Consider the following 20,561-nt stretch of genomic DNA (forward strand, 5'->3'; position numbering starts at 1 on the left):
CTCGTCCTTTGGCACCTTTGTGTCCTTGTGCCGAGCGCGCCCTGCGTGTCGCGCGGGGGACCCACCAGCCAGCCATCGGAAGTACGGGAAGAGATGTCGGCACCGAACAAGTCGTACGACCCTGTCGAGGTCGAGGCACTGAAACCGGAAGAGATCGAGCGCATGCGGGACGAGGCGCTCGCCGCCTTCGCGACCGCCGGCGACCTCGACGCGCTGCGTGAGGCGAAGACCGCGCACATGGGCGACCGCTCGCCCCTGGCGCTCGCCAACCGCGAGATCGGCGCCCTGCCGCCGCAGGCCAAGGCCGAGGCGGGCAAGCGCGTGGGCCAGGCCCGCGGCGCCGTGAACAAGGCCTTCGGGTCCCGCACGGTCGAGCTCGAAGCGGAGCGCGACGAGCGGGTGCTGGTCGAGGAGGCGGTGGACGTCACGCTGCCGTACGACCGCGTCCCGGCCGGCGCCCGGCACCCCCTGACCACGCTGATGGACCGCATCGCGGACGTCTTCACGGCCATGGGCTACGAGGTGGCCGAGGGCCCCGAGGTCGAGGCGGAGTGGTTCAACTTCGACGCCCTCAACTTCACGCCCGACCACCCGGCGCGCCAGATGCAGGACACGTTCTTCGTCCAGGGGCCCGAGGGTACCGAGGGCGACGAGTCCGGCGTCGTGCTGCGCACCCACACCTCCCCGGTGCAGGCGCGCTCGCTGCTCGACCGGGAACCGCCCGTGTACGTGGTGTGCCCGGGCCGGGTGTTCCGCACCGACGAGCTCGACGCGACGCACACCCCGGTCTTCCACCAGGTCGAGCTGCTCGCCGTCGACGAGGGCCTGACCATGGCCGACCTCAAGGGCACCCTGGACCACATGGTCCAGGCGCTCTTCGGCAAGGACATGACCACCCGGCTGCGCCCGAACTTCTTCCCGTTCACCGAGCCGTCCGCCGAGATGGACATGCAGTGCTACGTGTGCCGCGGCGAGTCGGTGGGCAACCCCGACCGCCCGTGCCGCACCTGCTCCAGCGAGGGCTGGATCGAGCTCGGCGGCTGCGGAATGGTCAACCCCAAGGTGCTCATCGCCTGCGGTGTGGACCCCGAGAAGTACAGCGGGTTCGCCTTCGGGTTCGGCATCGAGCGGATGCTGATGTTCCGCCACAACGTCGAAGACATGCGAGACATGGTCGAGGGTGACGTCCGGTTCACCCGGCCGTTCGGGATGGAGATCTGATGCGGGTCCCGCTTTCTTGGCTGCGGGAATACGTCGACCTGCCTGCGGGCACGACCGGTCGTGACGTACAGGCCAAGCTCGTAGACGCCGGCCTCGAGGTCGAGAGGGTCGAGCAGCTCGGCGCCGGCCTCAAGGGCCCCCTCGTCGTCGGCCAGGTGCTGACCATCGAGGAGCTCGAGGGCTTCCGCAAGCCGATCCGTTTCTGCACGGTCGACGTCGGCCAGGCCAACGGCACCGGCGAGCCGCAGGAGATCGTCTGCGGCGCCCGGAACTTCTCCGTCGGCGACAAGGTCGTCGTGGTCCTGCCCGGCGCCGTCCTGCCCGGCGACTTCGCGATCGCCTCGCGCAAGACGTACGGCCGCACCTCGCACGGCATGATCTGCTCGGGCGACGAGCTGGGCATGGGCGACGACGGCACCCACGGCATCATCGTGCTCCCCCCGGAGCACGAGGTCGGTACCGACGCGATCGAGCTGCTCCAGCTCATCGACGAGGTCCTCGACATCGCCGTCACCCCGGACCGCGGCTACTGCCTGTCGATGCGCGGCGTGGCCCGTGAGACGGCCACCGCGTACGGCCTGCCGCTGCGCGACCCGGCGCTGCTCGACGTGCCCGCGCCGAACTCGTACGGCTACCTGGTCAAGATCGACGACCCGGCCGGCTGCGACCGCTTCACCGCCCGTACGGTGACCGGCCTCGACCCCGAGGCGAAGTCCCCGATCTGGCTGACGCGGCGCCTGCAGAAGGCCGGCATGCGCCCGATCTCGCTCGCCGTCGACGTCACCAACTACGTGATGCTCGAACTCGGCCAGCCGCTGCACGCCTACGACCGCTCCCGCCTGGACGGCGCCATCGGCGTGCGCCGGGCCGAGCAGGGCGAGAAGTTCACCACCCTCGACGGCGTCAAGCGCACGCTCGACGCCGAGGACCTGGTGATCACCGACAACAGCGGGCCGATCGGCCTCGCCGGCGTCATGGGCGGCGCCGACACCGAGATCGCCGACTCCGTGACCGACCCCGAGACCGGCGCGGTCTCGGGCACCACGGACGTCGTCATCGAGGCGGCGCACTTCGACGCCCTGACGATCTCGCGCAGCGCCCGCCGCCACAAGCTCGCCTCCGAGGCCTCCAAGCGCTTCGAGCGCGGCGTCGACCCGCAGGCGGCCTCCGCGGCCGCGCAGCGGACCGTCGACCTGCTCGTGCTGCTCGCGGGCGGCACCGCCGAGGCCGGCGTCACCGAGCTCACCGCCCCGGGCGCCCCGCGCACCATCGCGATGCGCGCGGACCACCCGGACCGGGTCGCGGGCATGGACTACGGCCGCGAGACCGTCGTCCGCCGCCTCCAGGAGGTCGGCTGCGACGTCTACGGCCAGGACGAGCTCGTCGTGACCGTCCCGTCGTGGCGCCCCGACCTCGCCGAGCCCAACGACCTCGCCGAAGAGGTCATCCGGCTCGAGGGCTACGGGAACCTTCCGTCGACCCTGCCCAAGCTGCCCTCCGGCCGCGGTCTGACCGCCCGGCAGCAGCTGCACCGCCGGGTCGGCCGCGCGCTGGCCGGCGCGGGCTACGTCGAGGCGCTCAGCTACCCGTTCGTGGGCGAGGGCGTCTTCGACCAGCTCCAGCTGCCCGCGCACGACGCGGCCCGCCAGGTCGTCAAGCTGGTCAACCCGATCTCCGACGAGGAGCCGGCGCTGCGCACCACGCTGCTGCCGGGCCTGCTGGGCGCACTGCGCCGCAACGACAGCCGGGGCAGCCACGACCTCGCCCTCTTCGAGACGGGCTCGGTCTTCCGGGCCGGCCCGCAGCCCGGTGTCGCCGTACGACTGCCCGTCGACCGGCGTCCCACGGCCGAGGAGATCGCCACGCTGAACGCCGCCCTGCCGGCCCAGCCGCGGTACGCCGCGGTCGTGCTGGCCGGTGCGCGCGAGCAGGCCGGCTGGTGGGGCAAGGGCCGCCCGGCCGACTGGGCGGACGCGGTTCAGGCCGCGCGCTCGCTGGCCGTCGAGGCCGGCGTGGAGCTCGTCGTGCGCCAGGGCCAGTACGGGCCGTGGCACCCGGGCCGGTGCGCCGAACTGCTCGTCACCCTGGACGGGGTGGAGACGGTCATCGGCCACGCCGGCGAGCTGCACCCGCGCGTCGTGAAGGCGATGGGCCTGCCGGCCCGCACCAGCGCCATGGAGCTCGACCTGGACCGCCTCGCGGCGGCCGGCGGCGGCGCCGTGCAGGCGCCCCGGATCTCCACCTTCCCGGTGGCGACCCAGGACGTCGCGCTGATCGTGGACGCGTCGGTCCCGGCCGCCTCGGTCGAGGCCGCGCTGCGCAAGGGCGCCGGCGAACTGCTGGAGTCCCTGCGGCTGTTCGACGTGTTCACCGGTGAGCAGGTCGGCGAGGGCAAGAAGTCCCTGGCGTACGCGCTGCGCTTCCGCGCGGCCGACCGCACGCTGACGGCCGAGGAGTCCACGGCCGCGCGCGACGCGGCGGTGGCGCTGGCCGCCGAGCGCACGGGCGCGGTGCTGCGCGGAGCGTAACGCTGCCGCGGCTGTTACTGCTGAGGGCTGAGGGGCGTGTCCGGACCACCGGATGCGCCCCTCACTCATTCGGGTGAGAACGCCGTTGAGCCGTGTCCGGTGCTCCGGGCTGTCGACAGAATCGTTGGCGGCCGAGGGGAGGCCGGAACGATGATCACGTGCGGGGAGATGCCCCAGGTGCGCCGGGTGTGCGTCCTGGCATGGGGAGGCGCCGCGGTGTCCTGGGAGCTGTCCACCTCTGGGCGGCTGGGGGCGAGCCTGGCCAGCTGCGCGGCGTTCCTGTTACTGGCCACCGGGTGTGCACTGCACATCCGGCGCGGGCTGATGGCCGAGCTGCGCCGCTCGCAGGAGATCGCGGGCGCGGCGCAGCGGGCCCTGCTGCGGCCGTTGCCGGGGCGGATCGACGGCCTGATGCTGTCGGCGGCGCAGCTGTCGGCGAGCCGGGGCGCGGCGGTGGGCGGCGACCTGTACGAGGCCGTGCCGACGGCGTACGGGGTCCGGGTGGTCATCGGGGACGTACGGGGGCACGGGCTGCCGGCGCTGGGCGCGGCGGCGGCGGTGCTCGGTGCCTTTCGGGAGGCGGCGTACGACGAACCCGCGCTGGGCGGGGTGCTGATCCGCATGGAACGGGCCCTGTCCCGACACGTCCGGGACGCGGACGGGCTGTCGGAGGAGTTCGTGACGGTGCTGCTGCTCCAGATCGCGGAGGACGGTTCCGTCCTGGCCCTGAACTGCGGCCACCCGTGGCCGTACCTCCTGCGCGAGCCGCAGCCGCTTGAGCCTTGCGGGCCGTACAGCCCGCGCCGGGCACGTTCAGCCCCGCCGGCGTTCGAGGCGCGGGTCCGGGCAGAGCCCGGGAAACGGAGAAGGGGCGGGGTGGGGGAAGGCCTCGCGCAGCGGCGCATGGCCGTGCAATCGCTCGACGGGGGTGAGGTGCTGCCGCCACTCGGTGTGGTGCCCGTGCCCGACGGGCTGGTCGGAGACGACTGCGGACAACTGTGGCCCGGCGACGTCCTGTTCCTGCACACCGACGGCGCCGAAGACGCCCGCGACCGCGACGGTCGCTTCTTCCCCCTGCGCAGCGTGCTCGCAGAGCATCCCTCCCATGAGGCGGACACGCCCGCGCGGCTGGTCGCGGGCGTGCACGCCGCACTGCTGCACCACACCGGCGGGCAACTCGCCGACGACGTCGCCCTGCTGGTGCTGCGCAGCGACCGCAGCTGCTGAGCCGGAGGGAACCGCACACCGGGCCCGGTGGGAGGGCCCGGCGCGCGTTCCGCGGCCCCTGCCGGGGCCCGGCGACCAACCGGGCGCCGGCGGAGCCGGAGCGCGCCGCCCGCCTGCCATGGAGTGTCGGGCAGACAGCAGAGCGGGCGGCGCGGTGCGGGTCGTCGCACTGTACGAGGGGGAGCCGACGACCCGGGCTGCCTCTTTGGCGAGGCTCTTAAGTGAACCGCTCCCAGGGCTCCTTGCGGCAGGGTGCGTATCGCATTTATGCGCGTACTCGGTTCACACCCCGTGTGAATCAAAAGGAAGTACACCCCGTGTGAACCGCACACCCACTAGCCTGAGACCGAAGAGCCCTTGGAGGGGCCCATGCAGCCCAATGCCCTGCTCGACGCCCTCCTCGCCGAGGCGGGCATGTCCCACGCCGGACTCGCAGCACACGTCAACCAGGCAGGCCGGTCCCGCGGACTGGCCCTGCGCTACGAACACACCGCCGTCACCCGGTGGTTGAAGGGGCAGCGGCCGCGCGGCCAGGTGCCCGACCTGATCTGCGAGGTGCTCGGCGGCCGGCTCCGGCGCCCGGTGTCGCTGGACGACGTCGGGCTCGGCGTGCCCGGCCAGCCCGTGTCCGCGCAGGGCTCCCCGCTCAGCGGTTTCGTCGACCGGGCCGCTGCCCTGTGGCGTTCCGACGAGCAAGGCCGGTTCCAGCTGCTCACCGCCGAGGCCGTCACCGGAACGCCCGCCGTGATCCCGGTCTGGGAGTGGGAGAACCCGCCCGAGGACGCCGACGTCTCCCGCGACGGGCCGAACCGGATCGGGCCGGAGCACATCGAGATCCTGCGGGCCGCCCGCGCGCACTACGAGCTGATGTACCGCCGGGCCGGCGGTGTGGCCACCCGGGCCCGGATCGTCCGCTTCCTCGGCAGCGAGACCGCGCCCATGCTGCGCGGGAGCTACCCCGACGGCCTCGGCCGCCAGCTGCACCGGGCCACCGGGTCCCTCGTGGCGGTGGCCGGGATCTGCGCGTACGACTCGGACGCCCACGGGCTCGCCCAGCGGTACTTCCACCAGGCGCTGCGGCTCGCGAAGGCGAGCGGGGACCGGGGCCTCGGCGCCTACGTCATCGCGCTGATCGTCAACCAGTCACTGCACCTGCGGGAGTACCGCCAGGCCGTCGCCTTCGCCGAGGCCGCGCTGCGCGCCGCAGGCCGGCACACCACCCCGGCCCTGACCGCCGACCTGTACGCCATGCAGGCCAAGGCGTACGCCCAACTCGGCGACACCGCCGCCGCACTGGGCTGCATCCGGCATGCCGAGGCGGCCGCCGAGCGGATCCGGCCCGGTACGGAGCCCGACGAGACGGGGTACGTACAGCCCGGGCTGGTCAACGTACAGGTGGCCGAGGCGCTGCTCAGCCTCGGCGATCTGGATGCCGCCCACGAGCAGGCGACCGCGGCCGTCGGGACGCCCGCGCACGACCGGGGGCGGGTCCACCGGCTGGCGATGCTGTGCGAGATCCAGCTGCGCCAGGGCGAGGCGGACCGGGCGGTGGCGGCCGCCGCCGAGATGGCCGAGCGGGCCAAGGGGATGGAGTCGCTGCGGCTGCGGGACCGGCTGCGGGCGGTCCGCGAACAGCTGCTGACCAGCGGATGTTCCGGCGCGGAGGAGACCGCACAGCTCATCGACGGGGCGCTGCGCGTTCCCCTGTGAGCGCGTGAACTGCTGCCATGTTGCCACCTACTCGAACGGAAGGTGGCACAACCGTGCAGTGGACGAACCTGAGTGAGCAGACCGTGTACAAGAACCGCTGGTTCGACGTGAATCTCGCCGATGTGGAACTTCCCGACGGCCGGCACCTGGACCACTTCGTGATCCGGCTGCGGCCGGTCGCCGTCGCCACGGCCGTCAACGAGGCCAATGAGGTGCTGCTGCTGTGGCGGCACCGGTTCATCACCGACAGCTGGGGCTGGGAGCTGCCCGCGGGCGTGGTCGAGGACGGCGAGGACATCGCAGACGCCGCGGCCCGGGAGATGGAGGAGGAGTCGGGCTGGCGGCCGGGGCCCCTCCACCACCTGATGACCGTCGAGCCGGCCAACGGGCTGACCGACGCCCGCCACCACCTCTACTGGGCGGACGGCGCGACGTACATCGGGCATCCCGAGGACGATTTCGAGTCCTCGCGCCGCGAGTGGGTGCCGCTCAAACTGGTTCCGGACATGATCGCGCGCGGCGAGATCCCGGCCGCCAACATGGCGGCCGGGCTGCTGCTCCTGCACCATCTGCGGCTCGGCTAGCGCCGGGCCGCGGGTCGCGGGGGTCAGCCGTACGGGTAGAAGCCCGAGCCGGTCTTGCGGCCGAGGCGGCCCGCGTCGACCATCCGCTGGAGCAGCGGGGGAGCGGCGTACAGCGGCTCCTTGTACTCCGCGTACATCGAGTCGGCGATCGAGGCGATCGTGTCCAAGCCGATCAGGTCGGAGAGCTTGAGCGGGCCCATCGGGTGGGCGCAGCCCAGCTCCATGCCGTTGTCGATGTCCTCGCGGCTCGCGATGCCGGACTCGAACATCCGGATGGCCGACAGCAGGTAGGGGACCAGGAGGGCGTTGACGACGAAGCCGGACCGGTCCTGGGCGCGGATCGCGTGCTTGCCCAGGACCTTCCCCACCAGGGCCTCGGCCCGCTTGATGGTCTCCTCGCTCGTGGTCAGCGCCGGGATCAGCTCGACGAGCTGCTGCACCGGGGCCGGGTTGAAGAAGTGGATGCCGATGACCTGGTCGGGCCGGGAGGTCGCGACGGCCAGCTTGACCAGCGGGATCGAGGAGGTGTTGGAGGCGAGGATCGCGTCCGGGCGGGTCATCACCTGGTCGAGGACCTGGAAGATCTCCGTCTTGACCTGCTCGTTCTCGACGACGGCCTCGATGACGAGGTCGCGGTCGGCGAACTCGCCGAGATCGGTGGTGAAGGTGAGGCGGGCCAGGGTGGCGTCCCGCTCCTCCTCGCTGATCTTGCCGCGTTCGGCGGCCTTGGTCAGGGAGTTGTGCAGCCGGGTGCGCCCGATCTCCAGGGCCTCGCCGGTGGTCTCGGCGACCTTCACCTCGAGGCCGCTGCGCGCGCACACCTCGGCGATGCCCGCGCCCATCTGGCCACAGCCCACTACGCCGACTCGAGTGATGTCGGAAGGGAGGTCAGTCACTTCGTGCCTTTCGCTGCTCATCCGTCGGCGGGTCCCCCGTGCTTCGCAGTGGTAACTGCATTCCGGCGCCCGCCACGCCCCACGACGTTACCCCCGACCTTGACCATGCCGGGGCGCCGGGGCGGGCATGCTGTCAGACGCAGAGCAATGTCACGCAACGGAACGGAGTCGTCACATGGCGTACATCGGACGGCGGGGGCTGCTGGCGGGGGCCGCCGGGCTGCTGGCCGCGGCGGGTGCGACGGGCGGGGCGGGCCCGGCGCACGCGGCCCGGGCGGCGCGGGGGCGCGGCGGGCGGAGGGAGGCGGCCGCTGAGTTCCGCGCGATGTGGATCGCCTCTGTGGAGAACGTCGACTGGCCCTCCGAGAGCGGGCTGGACGCCGACGACCAGCGGGACGAGCTGACCGGCCTCCTCGACACCGCCGTCGCCCGCCGCCTGAATGCGGTGATCCTCCAGGTCCGGCCGGCCGCCGACGCCATGTGGCCCGCCGCCCGGGAGCCCTGGTCGCAGTGGCTGACCGGGGAGCAGGGCGAGGACCCCGGCTGGGACCCGCTGGGTACCGCGGTCGCCGAAGCCCATGCCCGTGGGCTGGAGCTGCACGCCTGGTTCAACCCGTACCGGGTGGCCAACCACACCGAACCCGCGCGCCTGGCCGCGGATCATCCGGCCCGGCGCAACCCCGGCTGGACGGTCCCGTACAACGGGAAGCTGTACTACAACCCAGGTCTGCCCGAGGTGCGCGCGTTCGTGCAGGAGGCCATGCTCGATGCCGTCTCCCGCTACGCGGTGGACGGGGTGCACTGGGACGACTACTTCTATCCGTACCCCGCCGAGGGGCAGTCCTTCGACGACGACGACGCGTACGCGCGCCACGGCGGCGCCTTCGCGTCCCGCGCGGACTGGCGCCGCAACAACACCGACACGCTGGTCCGCGAGATGTCGGAGCGGCTGCGCTCGATCCGCCCGGAGGCGCGCTTCGGCATCAGCCCCTTCGCGGTCTGGCGCAACAGCAGCCGGGACCCGCTGGGTTCGGCCACGCAGGCCGGCGTCGAAACGTACGACGACCTGTACGCGGACACCCGCAAGTGGGTCCGGGAGGGCTGGATCGACTACATCGTGCCGCAGGCGTACTGGCAGATCGGCCACCCGGCGGCCGACTACGCGAAGATCGTGCCCTGGTGGGCGGACACCGTCGCCGGCACCGACGTGGCCTTGTACGTGGGCGAGGCGCTGTACCGCTGCGACCGCAACAGCTCCACCGCGGCGTGGCGCGATCCGGCGGAGCTGTCGAAGCACCTGACGTTCGCCCGCCAGTACCCCGAGGTCCGCGGCCACGTCTACTTCTCGGCGAAGCAGGTGGTCGCGGACCCCAATGGAGCGATGGCCAGGGTCGTTGCCGACCATTACCCGACGGCCGTGCCGCCGCGCTGAGACTGCGTCGGCCGCGTCGGCCGCGCCGAATCAGTGCGTGGGCTCCGTCGGGTGCTTCACGACGCAGTCGGGCCCCGGGGACATGACTGCCTCATGACCGTCCTGGAAACGGACCCGGTAGGGCGGGGTGCCGTTCTCGCCGAGTACCTGAGTGATTTCACCGACCTTGTCGTGCTGTCCCACGATCCTGCCGTGCTGCACCAACTGGTCGCCCTCGGTCGCGCGCATTGCTGACCTCCTCGGAGGCGGTCTGGATCCGGTGACAGCAGTTTACGGCGGATTGTGCGGTTTAAGCCCGTTGGGTCACGGCGATGCAGACCAGAACCGCGCAGGCGGCGGCCGGGGCGGCGGGGGAGAGGTGCTCGCCCAGCAGCGCCACCGACCAGACCAGGGTCAGCAGCGGCTGGGCGAGCTGGAGCTGGCTGGCCCGCGGCGCGCCGATCTCCGCCATGCCGCGGTACCAGACGTACAGGCCGAGGAAGGTGGAGCCGGCGGCCGCCCACAGCAGACCGGCCAGCCCGTGGCCGGTCAGGTGCACCGGCTCGTACGCGAGCCCCAGCGCGGAACCGGCCAGGCCGAGCGGCAGACACAGCACCAGCGCCCACCCGATGACCTGCCAGCCGGGCATGACGCGGGCGAGGCGCCCGCCCTCGGTGTACCCGGCCGCGCAGACCAGCAGCGACCCGAAGAGGTAGCCGTCGCCGGCCGAGAGGGCGCCGCCGCTCTGGGCCAGGGTGAAGCCGAGCACGACGGCGGCTCCGGCGACGGCCGCCGCCCAGAACCGGCGTGAGGGGCGGGCGCCGGTGCGCAGCGCGGACAGGGCGGCCGTGGTGAGCGGGAGCAGGCCGACCACGACGGCGGCGTGCGAGGTGGTGGAGGTGGTCAGCGCCAGGGTGGTGAGCAGCGGGAAGCCGACGACGACCCCGGCGGCGACGACGGCGAGGCCCGCCCGGTGCTCGCGGGCGGGCAGCGGCACGCGGCCGGCCAGCAGGAAGGCGCCCGCGATCAGGGCCGCGAGCACGCTGCGCACGGCGACGAAGGACCAGGGGCCGAAGCTCTCCAGGCCCCAGGCGGTGGCGGGGAAGGTCAGCGAGAAGGCGATGACGCCGAGCGCGGCGAGCGCGGTGCCTCCGGTGGCCCGGCCGGCGGGAGCGCCCCGGCCGGGGCCGCGGCTGCCGTCGTGACTCCGCCCGCCCCGGCCGAACCGGCGGGCCGAGCGCTCAACCGCTATCGACGTCGGGAGAGTAGCGCTATTCTTTGCTGTCATGTACGAGCGTAGCAGTGTGGCCGAACTGGCAGAATCCCTGCGGTCGGAGCTCAACCGCTACTCGGTCGGTGGAAAGCTCCCGTCGAGCCGAGCACTGGTGGAGCGCTTCCGGGTCAGCCCCGTCACCGTCTCCCGCGCCCTCGCGCAGCTGGCCGCCGAGGGGCTGGTCGTCACCCGGCCCGGCGCCGGGGTGTTCCGGGCCCGGCCCCGGACGGCGGAGCCCGCGCCCGGGGACACCTCCTGGCAGGAGGTCGCCCTCAGCGCGGAGGGCGACGGCGAGATCGTGCCGCGCTCGGTGGACGCCTCGGGGGTGCTGGCCTGTCTGGCTGCGCCGCCGTCCGGGGTGATCGGGCTCAACAGCGGCTACCTGCACCCCTCCATCCAGCCCGAGCGGGCCATGGCCGCCGCGCTCGCCCGAGCCGGGCGGCGCCCCGGGGCCTGGGAACGGCCGCCCATGGAGGGGCTGCCCGAGCTGCGCGACTGGTTCGCCCGGGAGATCGGCGGAGCCGTCGCGGCTGCCGACGTACTGGTCACCGCGGCCGGGCAGAGTGCGCTGACCACCGCCCTGCGGGCGCTGGCCCCGCCCGGGGCGCCGGTCCTGGTGGAGTCCCCGACCTACCCCGGGCTGCTGGCCATCGCCCGCGCCTCCGGATGCCGGCCGGTGCCCGTCCCGGTGGACGCCGAGGGGGTCCGGCCGGAGCTGCTGGCCGCCGCCTTCGAAGCGACCGGGGCGCGGGTGTTCGTATGCCAGCCGCTGTTCCAGAACCCGACCGGTGCGGTGCTGGCTCCCGCGCGGCGGGCCGAGGTGCTGCGGATCGCGCGGGCCGCCGGGGCCTTCGTCGTGGAGGACGACTACGCCCGGGCCCTGGGCCACGACGACGCCGGTCCGCTGCCCCCGACGCTGGCCGCCGAGGACCACGACGGGGTGGTCGTACACGTCCGGTCCCTGACCAAGGCCACCTCGCCCAGCCTGCGGGTGGGCGCGCTCGCCGCCCGCGGCCCGGTGCTGGACCGGCTGCGGGCCATCCAGATCGTGGACAGCTTCTTCGTGTCCCGGCCGCTGCAGGAGGCCGCCCTGGAGCTGGTCGGGGCGCCCGCCTGGCCCCGCCACCTGCGGGCCGTCGCCGCCGAGCTGCGCCACCGGCGGGACGTGCTCGCGGGCGCGCTGCGCCGGGAGCTGCCGGGGCTGACCCTGCCCCATCTGCCCTCGGGCGGATACCAGTTGTGGGCGAGGATGGCCGAGGGCGGCGACGACACGGCCTTCGCGGCGGCGGCCCTGCGCGCCGGGGTCGCGGTCGCCGCGGGCCGCCCGTACTTCTGTGCCGAGCCGCCGGGTCCGTACGTACGGCTCAGCTTCGCCGGGGTGTCCGGCGCGGGGGAGCTGAACGAGGCCGTACGCCGACTGCGCAGCGGGGCCGGCGACGCCGTCGGTCCAGGCGCTTGACCCCGTGCGGCATGCGGCTCACCATCTCGGCATGAATGTTCGGGTCTCGCTCGTCGCCGCAGCCCGTGGTTCCTCGCTGCTCGCCGAGCGCTTCGACGACGACCGCCCGCTGGACGGGGCGGGCTGGCACGCGGTCGAATCCGCAGCGCGCGGGCTCGTGCCCCTGGGCGCCGCCGAACTCCGCTACTGCTCGCCCAGCCCGCGCAGCCGGGCCACCGGGCAGGCCCTCGGGTACGCGCCGCTCGCGCAGCCGGCGCTGCGCGACTGCGACATGGGCCGCTGGCGCGGGCTGACCCTGGCCGAGGTGGCGGAGCGCGACCCCGGAGCGGTGGACCTCTGGCTCACCGACCCCCTTGCCGCCCCGCACGGCGGCGAATCCCTGCTCGCGTTCATCTCCCGCATCGGCGGCTGGCTGGACACCCGGCCCGCCGACGACGGGGGCGCGATCGTGGCCGTGGCGGAGCCCTCGGTGGTCCGGGCGGCCCTGGTGTACGCACTGAAGGCGGCCCCGCTGACGTACTGGAACGTGGACGTCCGCCCGCTCTCGACGATCACCCTGACGGGCCGCTCGGGCCACTGGCACCTCTCGCTCCAGGCGCCACTTTGACGACAGGGCCTAGCCTGCGGCCATGACCGGTATACAGATCACCACCCTCGCGGAGCGCCCCGAACTGGCCGAACGGCTCTGGGACATGAAGGATCCCTGGCCGCAGTTCGCCCAGCACGACTCCGTCGCCTGGCTCCTCTATCCGCGGATGACGCAGGAGCTGGCGGACTACGTCCTGGTCGCCACCGACGGCGATGCGGTCGTCGCCCGCGGGTACAGCGTGCCGTTCGCGCTGCACGCGCCGGGCCGGGACGGGGTGCTGCCCGCGCGGGGCTGGGACCAGGTCCTGATGTGGGCCTTCTCCGACCTGCGGCGCGGGATCGCCCCCGACACGGTGAGCGCCATCGAGATCACCATCGCCACGGACCGGCAGGGCGAGGGCCTGTCCGCGCGGATGCTGGCCGCGATGCGGGACAACGCCCGCGCCCGAGGGTTCGCCGAGGTGGTGGCCCCCGTCCGGCCCAGCGGCAAGCCGGCCGAGCCGGACACCCCGATCCAGGAGTACGCGTACCGCACGCGCGAGGACGGTCTCCCGTACGACCCGTGGCTGAGGGTCCACGCCCGCGCGGGCGCGGTGGTCGACTCGGTGGCCCCGCTGTCGATGACGATCACCGGCTCGCTCGCGCAGTGGAGGGAGTGGACCGGGCTGCACTTCGACGCGACGGGCCCGGTCCGGGTGCCCGGAGCCCTGGCCCCGGTCCGCTGCGAGCTCGAACAGGGCTACGCGGTGTACGTGGAGCCGAACGTGTGGGTCCGCCACGCGCTGGACCGGCCGGCGTAGCCCGGGTCCGTCCGGTCAGGGCGTGACGATCGCGAAGTCCGGGTCGGGTTCGGTGAGGTGGCCGGTCAGCTCGGCGAGCCGGGCCGGGTCGCCGCAGACCCGGGCCCGGCCCTGGGCGACCAGGTCCGCGAGCGCGGCCCGGCCGAGCAGGAGGCCGCGCAGCGCCGGTTCGTCCAGGGTGATCTCGACGTCCGGTTCACCGGCGGCCGGCCCGAGGCCCCGTACGTGGGTGAGCACGCCGTTCTTCAGGCGCAGGGTGCTGGGACCCCGGCCGTCGCCGAGATGCCAGCGGACGGTGACGTCGGCGTCCCAGCTGCGCGGCCCGTCGACACGGATCGCGAGGGAGTCGAAGAGCTGGTCGAGCGTCAGGGTGTTGATCAGATCCTCGGAGGCGGTGGTGGTGGGCGTGCCGACGGAGCCGTGGCGCAGCTCGAGCGCACCGGTGAGGTAGAAGTTGCGCCAGGTGCCGTTCTCGCTGCCGTATCCGAGCTGCTCCAGGGCATCGGCCTGGAGGGCGCGTGCCTCGGTGTTGCCCGGGTCGGCGAACAGGACGTGGTGGACGACCTCGGCGACCCAGCGGAAGTCGCCCTGCGCGTAGGACTGGCGGGCGCGGCGCAGCACCTCCCCGGCGCCGCCCATGAAGTCGACGTACCGGGTGGCGGCCTCGGCGGGCGGGTGGGCCCACAGGTGGGCCGGGTTGCCGTCGAACCAGCCCATGTACCGCTGGTAGACGGCCTTGGTGTTGTGGCTGACGGAGCGTAGTAGCCGTGGGTGTGCCAGGCGCGCTCCAGCGCCGGGGGCAGCTGCATCCGCTCGGCGATCTCCGGCCCGGTGAGCCCCTGGTTGATCATGCGCAGCGTCTGGTCGTGGAGGTAGGCGTACAGGTCGCGCTGCTCGGAAAGGAAGGCGAGGGCGTCCTCGCGGCCCCAGACCGGCCAGTGGTGCGAGGCGAAGACGACGTCGGTGGCGGCGCCGAAGAGCTGGACGGCCTCGGTCAGGTAGTGGGCCCAGTCGTGCGGGTCGCGGACCTGGGCGCCGCGCAGCGTGAGCAGGTTGTGCAGGGTGTGTGTGGCGTTCTCGGCGGTGCACAGGGCGGCGTGCTCGGGGAAGTGGATGTTGAGCTCGGCCGGGGCTTCGGTGCCCGGGGTCATGTGGAACACCATGCGGATGCCGTCGACGGTTTCGCTCTGCCCGGTGCGCGTGATGCGTACGGTCGGCGGGATCAGGGTGACCGTGCCCGTCGACGTCGTGGGGCCCAGCCCCGAGCCGATCTGCCCGCGCGGGCCCTTGGGCAGGGCGGCGCCGTACATGTACGTGGCGCGGCGGCTCATGGCTGTGCCGGCGTAGACGTTCTCGCTGACGGCGTGCTCCAGGAACCCCTCCGGAGCGAGCACCGGGACGCCGGCCGCGACCTCCTCGACGCTGATCACGCCCTTGACGCCGCCGAAGTGGTCGGCGTGGCTGTGCGTGTACAGGACGCCGGTGACGGGGCGCTCCCCGCGGTGGCGGCGGTACAGCGCGAGCGCGGCGGCCGCGGTCTCCGTGGAGATGAGCGGTCGATGACCACCCACACCACACGGCCGTCCGCGTCCCGGATCTCGCCCTGTTCGGCCGTTCCCATGAATCCGCGGCGCTCGTTCTCCGGATCGCGGGTGTCGCCGAACGCGAGGTGCCGCAGCGCGGCATCGTTGGCCTCCGCGACGACGGCCTCGGCATCCCCGGACGAAGCGTTCACGGTTCAGTCCTCCCTCTCGGCGGGCCGGGGGGCCGGCGGACGCCGGTACCGGTGGGTCCTCACCCACCCTCGGTTCCTGCGGCCCGGGGCACCACCGAGCCTGCTCCATTCAGATCCCGGCGGGCTTTGCATAAAAGTGCGGCGGTACGTATAGTCATGCCATCAAGGAGGAGGGTCCGATGGTGGTACGTGTAGCGGTGGCCGGAGCGAGCGGGTACGCGGGCGGAGAGGTCCTGCGCCTACTGCTCTCCCACCCCGAGGTGGAGATCGGCGCGCTGACCGGCAACTCCAACGCCGGGCAGCTCTTCGGCACCCTCCAGCCGCACCTCGTGCCGCTCGCGGGCCGGACCCTCGAGGCGACCACGCCCGAGGTCCTCGCCGGCCACGATGTCGTCTTCCTGGCGCTGCCCCACGGGCAGTCCGCCGCCGTCGCCGCCCAGCTCGGCGAGGACGTCCTCGTCGTCGACATGGGCGCCGACCACCGGCTCAAGGACTCCGCCGACTGGGACGCGTTCTACGGCGCCCCGCACGCCGGCACCTGGCCCTACGGGCTCCCCGAGCTGCCCGGTGGCCGCGCCGCGCTGGAGGGGTCCAAGCGCATCGCGGTTCCCGGGTGCTTCCCGACCGCCGTCTCCCTCGCCCTGTTCCCGGCCTACGCCGCGCAGCTGGCCGAGCCGGAGGCCGTGATCGTCGCCGCCACCGGCACCTCGGGCGCCGGCAAGGCGCTCAAGCCTCACCTGCTCGGCTCCGAGGTCATGGGCTCCGTGAGCCCGTACGGGGTGGGCGGCGGGCACCGGCACACCCCCGAGATGGTGCAGAACCTCAGCCCGATCGCCGGGCAGAAGGTCTCCGTCTCCTTCACTCCGACCCTCGTGCCGATGCCGCGCGGCATCCTGGCCACCTGCTCCGCAAAGGCCCTCCCGGGCACCACCGCCGACGCGGTGCGCGCCGCGTACGAGAAGGCGTACGCGGACGAGCCCTTCGTCCACCTGCTGCCCGCGGGGCAGTGGCCGGCGACCTCCTGCGTCCACGGTTCCAACGCCGTTCAGATCCAGGTCGCGTACGACGAGTCCGCACAGCGGATCATCGCGATCAGCGCCATCGACAACCTCACCAAGGGCACCGCCGGCGGCGCGGTGCAGAGCATGAACATCGCCCTCGGCCTCCACGAGGAGCTCGGGCTTTCCACGATCGGAGTCGCACCGTGAGCGTCACGGCAGCACAGGGGTTCACGGCCGCGGGCATCGCGGCCGGGATCAAGGAGAACGGCAACCCGGACCTGGCCCTCGTGGTCAACCACGGGCCCCGGCTGGCCGCAGCGGGCGTCTTCACCTCCAACCGCGTCAAGGCCGCGCCCGTGCTCTGGTCCGAGCAGGTCCTGCGCGGCGCCTCCGTCAGCGCGGTCGTCCTCAACTCCGGCGGCGCCAACGCCTGCACCGGCCCCAAGGGCTTCCAGGACACCCACGCCACTGCCGAGAAGGTGGCCGAGGCGCTGGGCGGCGAGCACAACGCCGGCGAGGTCGCCGTCGCGTCCACCGGCCTGATCGGCGTCCTGCTCCCCATGGACAAGCTGCTCCCCGGCATCGACACCGCCGTCGCGGCGCTCTCCGAGGACGGCGGCGAGGCCGCCGCCATCGCCATCAAGACCACCGACACCGTGCACAAGACGGCCACCGTCACCCACCAGGACGGCTGGAGCGTCGGCGGCATGGCCAAGGGCGCGGGCATGCTCGCGCCGGGCCTGGCCACCATGCTCGTCGTCCTCACCACCGACGCCGACCTGGACAGCGCCACCCTCGACAAGGCGCTGCGCTCCGCCACCCGCACCACCTTCGACCGGGTCGACTCCGACGGCTGCATGTCCACCAACGACACGGTGCTGCTGCTCGCCTCCGGGGCCTGTGGCCAGGTGCCGGCGTACGAGGTCTTCGCGGAGGCCGTACGGACCGTCTGCGACGACCTCGCCCGCCAGCTGATCGGCGACGCCGAGGGCGCCAGCAAGGACATCCGCATCGAGGTCGTCGGCGCGCTCACCGAGGGCGACGCGGTCGAGGTCGGCCGGTCGATCGCCCGCAACAACCTGCTCAAGTGCGCCATCCACGGCGAGGACCCCAACTGGGGCCGGGTGCTCTCCGCCATCGGCACCACCCGGGCCGCCTTCGACCCGGACCGGCTGAACGTGGCCATCAACGGCGTCTGGGTCTGCAAGAACGGCTCGGTCGGCGAGGACCGCGACCTGGTCTCCATGAAGGACCGCGAGGTCCGCATCACCGCGGACCTCGCGACCGGCTCGGAGTCCGCCGTGATCTGGGCCAACGACCTGACCGCCGAGTACGTCCACGAGAACAGCGCATACAGCTCATGAGCGACGACAAGGCCGGCCAGCCCGGCACCGGAACCGCGCGCAAGCACACCGCGCTGCCCAAGGCGCAGATCCTCATCGAGGCCCTGCCCTGGCTCACCCGCCACAACGGCAAGGTCGTCGTCATCAAGTTCGGCGGCAACGCCATGATCGACGAGGACCTCAAGGCCGCCTTCGCCCAGGACGTGGTCTTCCTGCGCCAGGCCGGCCTCAAGCCGGTCGTGGTGCACGGCGGCGGTCCCCAGATCAACGCCCAGCTCGACAAGCAGGGCCTGGTCAGCGAGTTCAAGGCCGGCCTGCGCGTGACGACCCCCGAGGCCATGGACGTCGTACGGATGGTCCTGGCGGGGCAGGTCCAGCGCGAGCTGGTCGGGCTGCTCAACGAGCACGGGCCGCTCGCCGTCGGCATGACCGGCGAGGACGCCCACACCATCACCGCGACCCGGCACACCCCGGAGATCGACGGCGAGCTCGTCGACATCGGCCGGGTCGGTGAGATCACCGCCATCGACACGGGCGCGATCGAGGCGCTGCTGGCGGACGGCCGGATCCCGGTCATCTCCTCCATTGCGCGCAGCGCCGACGACCACCACGTGTACAACGTGAACGCCGATACGGCGGCTGCGGCGCTCGCCGCCGCGCTGGGCGCCGAGACGCTGATGGTGCTCACCGACGTCGAGGGCCTCTACGCGGACTGGCCGAGCAGCGACGAGGTCATCAGCCGGCTCACCGTCAGCGAGCTGGAGAAGCTGCTGCCCGAGCTGTCCAGCGGCATGGTGCCCAAGATGGAGGGCTGCCTGCACGCCGTCCGCGGCGGCGTGAGCACGGCCCGGGTGATCGACGGGCGGGTCCCGCACTCGATCCTGCTGGAGATCTTCACCGACGAGGGAATCGGCACGATGGTCGTGCCCGACGCACAGGGAGGGGTGCGCACATGACGGGCCATCAGGAGACCGGCGACCAGGGGGCCGACGCCCAGGGGACCGGTAATCAGCGGTACGGCGCCCGCTGGCAGGAGACGCTGACCAACAACTACGGCACCCCCGCGCTGGCCCTCGTACGCGGCGAAGGCGCCCAGGTCTGGGACGCGGACGGCAAGCAGTACACCGACTTCGTCGGCGGAATCGCGGTCAACGCCCTCGGCCACGCCCACCCGGCGATCGTCGAAGCCGTGACCCGGCAGATCTCCACCCTCGGCCACGTCTCCAACCTCTACGCCTCCGAGCCGGTACTCGCGCTCGGCGAGCGGCTGCTCCAGCTCTTCGGGCGCCCCGGCCGGATTTTCTTCTGCAACTCCGGAGCCGAGGCCGTCGAGGCCGCCTTCAAGATCGGCCGGCTGACCGGGCGGACCCACATGGTCGCCACCGACGGCGGCTTCCACGGCCGGACCATGGGCGCCCTCGCGCTCACCGGCCAGCCCAAGAAGCAGGACCCGTTCCTTCCGCTGCCCGGGGATGTCACGCACGTCCCGTACGGGGACGTGGAGGCCCTGCGAGCTGCCGTCACCGAAGAGACCGCGCTCCTGGTCATCGAGCCGATCCAGGGCGAGAACGGGGTCGTCGTGCCCCCGGCCGGCTACCTGACGGCCGCCCGGGAGATCACCCGGGCCACCGGCACCCTGCTCGTCCTCGACGAGGTGCAGACCGGCATCGGGCGCTGCGGCCACTGGTTCGAGCACCAGGCCCACGAGGGCGTGGAGCCCGATCTCGTCACGCTCGCGAAGGGGCTCGGCGGCGGTCTGCCGATCGGCGCCGTCGCCGCCTTCGGGTCCGCCGCGGACCTGCTCCGGCCCGGCCAGCACGGCACCACCTTCGGCGGGAACCCCGTCGCGTGCGCCGCCGGCCTCGCCGTCATCGACACCATCGCCGCCGACGGCCTGCTCGACCGGGTCAAGGCGCGGGGGGAGCGGCTGCGCTCCGGAATCGAGGCTGCCGGGCACCCGCTGGTCTCCCATGTCCGTGGTGAGGGCCTTCTCCTGGGTATCGTGCTGACCGGACCGCTCGCACCGCAGGTGCAGCAGGCGGCCCAAGATGCCGGCTTCCTGGTCAACGCGCCCGCCCCCGACGTCGTACGGCTCATGCCGCCGTACGTACTCTCCGAGGCCGAGGCGGACGCGTTCGTCCGGGCCCTGCCCGGCATCCTCGACGCAGCCAACGGGGACGGACACACCGGGGAATGAGACGACGATGAGCCAGGCGCAGGAACACGAGCAGAACGGCCCGTCCGTCCCGCAGACCCGCACCGCCCGCCACCGCCGGATCGTGGACATCCTCAACCGGCAGCCGGTCCGCTCCCAGAGCCAGCTGGCCAAACTGCTCGCCGACGACGGGCTGAGCGTCACCCAGGCGACGCTCTCCCGGGACCTCGACGAGCTGGGCGCGGTGAAGATCCGCAACACCGGCGGCGAGCTGATCTACGCGGTGCCCAGCGAGGGCGGTTTCCGCACCCCGCAGGCCCCGCTCGGCGAGTCGGCGAAGGAGGAGCGCATGCGGCGCCTCTCCGGGGAACTGCTGATCTCGGCGGAGGCCTCCGCGAACCTCGTCGTCCTGCGCACCCCGCCGGGGGCTGCCCAGTTCCTCGCCTCCGCGATCGACCAGGCCGAACTCCGCGAGATCCTGGGCACGATCGCGGGTGACGACACGCTGATGCTGATCAGCCGCGACCCGTCAGGCGGCCAGGCCCTCGCGGACCACCTGCTGAGGCTGGCCCAGAAGGAGAGCTGAGCGGGGACGTCCGGGGCGCCGGAATTCCGGTGCCGGACCCGGCG

At 73.0% G+C, this 20,561-nt stretch carries 17 protein-coding genes and 1 pseudogene; 14 read left to right on the forward strand and 4 right to left on the reverse strand.

Annotated elements, in window-relative coordinates:
• Positions 1-93 precede the first annotated feature (93 nt).
• The 5 genes from pheS to OHT74_RS30275 all read left to right on the forward strand — a co-directional run bounded on the left by pheS (position 94) and on the right by OHT74_RS30275 (position 7,270).
• Complete coding sequence (gene pheS, locus OHT74_RS30255) at positions 94-1,221, forward strand: phenylalanine--tRNA ligase subunit alpha (RefSeq protein ID WP_328621926.1); 1,128 nt, start codon at positions 94-96, stop codon at positions 1,219-1,221.
• Positions 1,221-3,749, forward strand: a complete 2,529-nt coding sequence (pheT, locus tag OHT74_RS30260; protein ID WP_328621927.1) for a phenylalanine--tRNA ligase subunit beta — start codon at positions 1,221-1,223, stop codon at positions 3,747-3,749. The genes pheS and pheT overlap by 1 nt, the downstream gene beginning before the upstream one ends.
• A 150-nt stretch (positions 3,750-3,899) precedes the next feature.
• Entirely contained in the window at positions 3,900-4,976 is a 1,077-nt protein-coding gene (locus OHT74_RS30265) for a PP2C family protein-serine/threonine phosphatase (protein WP_328621928.1), read from the forward strand.
• A 369-nt stretch (positions 4,977-5,345) separates the two neighbouring features.
• Positions 5,346-6,686: a transcriptional regulator gene (locus OHT74_RS30270; RefSeq protein ID WP_328621929.1), complete on the forward strand. Its 1,341-nt coding sequence runs from the start codon at positions 5,346-5,348 to the stop codon at positions 6,684-6,686.
• Positions 6,687-6,739: 53 nt separating this feature from the next.
• Positions 6,740-7,270 (forward strand): NUDIX hydrolase, encoded by a 531-nt coding sequence (locus OHT74_RS30275; protein ID WP_266668696.1) that lies wholly within the window; start codon positions 6,740-6,742, stop codon positions 7,268-7,270.
• 23 nt (positions 7,271-7,293) lie between these two features.
• Here OHT74_RS30275 and OHT74_RS30280 read toward each other — a convergent pair whose 3' ends face one another.
• The gene (locus OHT74_RS30280) at positions 7,294-8,187 is read right to left on the reverse strand and encodes a 3-hydroxybutyryl-CoA dehydrogenase (RefSeq protein WP_266668698.1); all 894 of its coding nucleotides are present in this window, start codon (positions 8,185-8,187) and stop codon (positions 7,294-7,296) included.
• Between the two features lie 154 nt (positions 8,188-8,341).
• Here OHT74_RS30280 and OHT74_RS30285 point away from each other — a divergent pair, with 154 nt between their 5' ends.
• A complete protein-coding gene (locus tag OHT74_RS30285) occupies positions 8,342-9,598 on the forward strand; it encodes a glycoside hydrolase family 10 protein (RefSeq protein WP_328621930.1) in 1,257 nt (418 codons plus the stop codon).
• Positions 9,599-9,628: 30 nt separating this feature from the next.
• Here OHT74_RS30285 and OHT74_RS30290 read toward each other — a convergent pair whose 3' ends face one another.
• Both OHT74_RS30290 and OHT74_RS30295 read right to left on the reverse strand, forming a co-directional pair.
• Complete coding sequence (locus OHT74_RS30290; protein ID WP_266630889.1) at positions 9,629-9,826, reverse strand: DUF1918 domain-containing protein; 198 nt, start codon at positions 9,824-9,826, stop codon at positions 9,629-9,631.
• Positions 9,827-9,887: 61 nt separating this feature from the next.
• Entirely contained in the window at positions 9,888-10,865 is a 978-nt protein-coding gene (locus OHT74_RS30295; RefSeq protein WP_328621931.1) for a DMT family transporter, read from the reverse strand.
• Here OHT74_RS30295 and OHT74_RS30300 point away from each other — a divergent pair.
• From OHT74_RS30300 to OHT74_RS30310, 3 genes are read left to right on the forward strand one after another with little or no spacing between them, the layout of a single operon-like run.
• Entirely contained in the window at positions 10,864-12,309 is a 1,446-nt protein-coding gene (locus tag OHT74_RS30300) for an aminotransferase-like domain-containing protein (protein WP_266668701.1), read from the forward strand. The genes OHT74_RS30295 and OHT74_RS30300 overlap by 2 nt on opposite strands.
• A 31-nt stretch (positions 12,310-12,340) precedes the next feature.
• On the forward strand, positions 12,341-12,916 hold the full coding sequence (locus tag OHT74_RS30305) for a histidine phosphatase family protein (RefSeq protein WP_266668703.1): 576 nt from the start codon (positions 12,341-12,343) through the stop codon (positions 12,914-12,916).
• 22 nt (positions 12,917-12,938) lie between these two features.
• Positions 12,939-13,697 (forward strand): N-acetyltransferase, encoded by a 759-nt coding sequence (locus OHT74_RS30310; RefSeq protein WP_328621932.1) that lies wholly within the window; start codon positions 12,939-12,941, stop codon positions 13,695-13,697.
• A gap of 15 nt (positions 13,698-13,712) precedes the next feature.
• Here OHT74_RS30310 and OHT74_RS30315 read toward each other — a convergent pair.
• Positions 13,713-15,318, reverse strand: a pseudogene (locus OHT74_RS30315) (alkyl/aryl-sulfatase).
• A gap of 293 nt (positions 15,319-15,611) precedes the next feature.
• Between OHT74_RS30315 and argC the strand changes: the two are divergent.
• Genes argC through OHT74_RS30340 form a run of 5 tightly spaced genes read left to right on the forward strand, consistent with a single transcriptional unit; the run spans position 15,612 to position 20,517 of the window.
• Positions 15,612-16,640 (forward strand): N-acetyl-gamma-glutamyl-phosphate reductase, encoded by a 1,029-nt coding sequence (argC, locus tag OHT74_RS30320; RefSeq protein ID WP_328621933.1) that lies wholly within the window; start codon positions 15,612-15,614, stop codon positions 16,638-16,640.
• The gene (argJ, locus tag OHT74_RS30325; protein WP_266668711.1) at positions 16,637-17,797 is read left to right on the forward strand and encodes a bifunctional glutamate N-acetyltransferase/amino-acid acetyltransferase ArgJ; all 1,161 of its coding nucleotides are present in this window, start codon (positions 16,637-16,639) and stop codon (positions 17,795-17,797) included. Before argC ends, argJ begins: the two co-directional genes overlap by 4 nt.
• A complete protein-coding gene (gene argB / locus OHT74_RS30330; protein WP_267000370.1) occupies positions 17,794-18,732 on the forward strand; it encodes an acetylglutamate kinase in 939 nt (312 codons plus the stop codon). Before argJ ends, argB begins: the two co-directional genes overlap by 4 nt.
• On the forward strand, positions 18,729-19,973 hold the full coding sequence (locus OHT74_RS30335) for an acetylornithine transaminase (RefSeq protein ID WP_266668715.1): 1,245 nt from the start codon (positions 18,729-18,731) through the stop codon (positions 19,971-19,973). Before argB ends, OHT74_RS30335 begins: the two co-directional genes overlap by 4 nt.
• A gap of 7 nt (positions 19,974-19,980) precedes the next feature.
• Positions 19,981-20,517, forward strand: coding sequence for an arginine repressor (locus OHT74_RS30340; protein WP_266668717.1), 537 nt, complete (start codon positions 19,981-19,983; stop codon positions 20,515-20,517).
• Positions 20,518-20,561 lie beyond the last annotated feature (44 nt).

The organism is Streptomyces sp. NBC_00354 (assembly GCF_036106915.1).
Lineage (GTDB): Bacteria > Actinomycetota > Actinomycetes > Streptomycetales > Streptomycetaceae > Streptomyces.